Consider the following 2,500-nt stretch of genomic DNA (forward strand, 5'->3'; position numbering starts at 1 on the left):
GGTTGCGGGAGTAGGATTTGAACCTACGACCTTCAGGTTATGAGCCTGACGAGCTACCGGGCTGCTCCATCCCGCGCCAAATCGCGCCCTATTACTGTTGGTAGGGCACATCGAAGAGAGATACACGCTCGAGAGCTTTACTAGGTTTGGCGATGACCTACTCTCCCACGCCTTAAGACGCAGTACCATCGGCGCTACGGCGCTTAACTGCCGGGTTCGGAATGGAGCCGGGTGTTTCGCTCGCGCTATGATCACCAAACCGAGAAAAGCTCTCGAGTGTATTCCAAGTAAGACTGTGTGTAGTTGGTGTATGTATCTGATTGTTCCATTGAAGCATGGCTTCTACTGGATCAAATCAAGCCTATCGAACAATTAGTACCAGTCAACTGAACGCATTGCTGCGCTTACATCTCTGGCCTATCGACGAGGTGGTCTACCTCGGTTCTCAGGGATACCTTGTTTTGAGGGGGGCTTCCCGCTTAGATGCCTTCAGCGGTTATCCTGTCCGTTCATAGCTACCCAGCACTGCCATTGGCATGACAACTGGTCCACCAGTGGAACGTTCACCCCGGTCCTCTCGTACTAGGGGCAACTCCTCTCAAGTATCCTACACCCACGGCAGATAGGGACCGAACTGTCTCACGACGTTCTAAACCCAGCTCACGTACCTCTTTAAACGGCGAACAGCCGTACCCTTGGGACCTGCTCCAGCCCCAGGATGAGATGAGCCGACATCGAGGTGCCAAACGGTGCCGTCGATATGGACTCTTGGGCACCATCAGCCTGTTATCCCCGGCGTACCTTTTATCCGTTGAGCGATGGCCCTCCCACTTGGGACCACCGGATCACTATGGCCGTCTTTCGACTCTGCTCGACTTGTCAGTCTTGCAGTCAGGCTGGCTTCTGCCATTGCACTCAACGAGCGATGTCCGACCGCTCTGAGCCAACCTTCGCGCGCCTCCGTTACGATTTAGGAGGCGACCGCCCCAGTCAAACTACCCGCCACACAGGGTCCCGGATCCGGATAACGGACCGCGGTTAGACATCAAGCAGAACAAGGGTGGTATCTCAAGGATGACTCCACAGGAACTAGCGTTCCTGCTTCAAAGTCTACCACCTATCCTGCACATGTTGTGCCTGATGCCAGTGTGAAGCTGTAGTAAAGGTGCACGGGGTCTTTCCGTCTAACCGCGGGAAGCCTGCATCTTGACAGGCAATTCAATTTCGCTGAGTCGATGTTGGAGACAGCGGGGAAGTCGTTACGCCATTCGTGCAGGTCGGAACTTACCCGACAAGGAATTTCGCTACCTTAGGACCGTTATAGTTACGGCCGCCGTTTACCTGGGCTTCAATTCGGAGCTCTCACCCCTCCTTTTAACCTTCAGGCACCGGGCAGGCGTCAGACCCTATACGTCGTCTTGCGACTTCGCAGAGCCCTGTGTTTTTAGTAAACAGTCGCCACCCCCTGGTTTGTGCCCCCAGCTTCCAGTTGCCTAGAAACCGGGCCTCCTTCTCGCGAACTTACGGAGGTATTTTGCCGAGTTCCTTCAACATCGTTCTCTCAAGCGCCTTGGTATTCTCTACCAGTCCACCTGTGTCGGTTTAGGGTACGATCTTATGTTAGAGCTATTTCCAGGAACCTCTTAGCAGCCCATTCAATCCAATAAGGATGAACTACCTTCGAGATCCGTCACTTCTAACTGGCCCAGGAATATTAACCTGGTTCCCATCGACTACGCCTTTCGGCCTCGCCTTAGGGGTCGGCTTACCCTGCTCAGATTAGCTTTAAGCAGGAACCCTTGGACTTTCGGCGACAGGGTCTCTCACCCTGTTTGTCGCTACTCATGTCATCATTCTCACTAGTGATCTCTCCACCGGATGGCTCACGCCCCGGCTTCATCGAAAGTTCTCTGCCTCCAATACATCCCGGAGGATGCTAAGGAGGCGTAGAACTATGTCACACTACGCTCCGCTACCATGCACTATGTGCATCCTCAGCTTCGGCTCATGGCTTGAGCCCCGGTACATCTTCGCCGCAAGACAACTTAATTAGACCAGTGAGCTGTTACGCTATCTTTAAAGGATGGCTGCTTCTAAGCCAACCTCCTGGTTGTTTTGGTCGTCTCACCTGCTTTCCCACTTAGCCATGAATTAGGGGCCTTAGCTGGAGGTCAGGGTTGTTTCCCTTTTCACTACGGGCGTTAGCACCCGCAGTGTGTCTGCCGTATATTACTCTCGGGTATTCGGAGTTTGGTTAGGATCAGTAAGCCTGTGGGGCCCCATTACCCATCCAGTGCTCTACCCCCCGAGGTATTCGTACGACGCTCTACCTAAATAGATTTCGCGGAGAACCAGCTATCTCCGAGTTTGATTGGCCTTTCACCCCTAGGCACAACTCATCCCGACCTTTTTCAACAGGTGTGGGTTCGGACCTCCAATTAGTGTTACCTAATCTTCATCCTGGTCATGCCTAGATCACTCGGTTTCGGGTCTAATCCGA

1 tRNA gene and 2 rRNA genes (1 of these 3 cut by a window edge) are annotated in these 2,500 nt (G+C 53.3%); all 3 read right to left on the reverse strand.

From position 1 onward, the window contains the following. Positions 1–2: 2 nt before the first annotated feature. Positions 3–76, reverse strand: a tRNA-Met gene (locus PM04_RS16985). A gap of 68 nt (positions 77–144) precedes the next feature. Further along, a 5S ribosomal RNA gene (gene rrf / locus PM04_RS16990) occupies positions 145–259 on the reverse strand. 92 nt (positions 260–351) lie between these two features. Continuing rightward, positions 352–2,500, reverse strand: a 23S ribosomal RNA gene (locus PM04_RS16995); it runs 682 nt beyond the window's last position.

It is taken from the genome of Thalassobacter sp. 16PALIMAR09, from assembly GCF_000765485.1.
GTDB lineage: Bacteria > Pseudomonadota > Alphaproteobacteria > Rhodobacterales > Rhodobacteraceae > Thalassobacter > Thalassobacter stenotrophicus.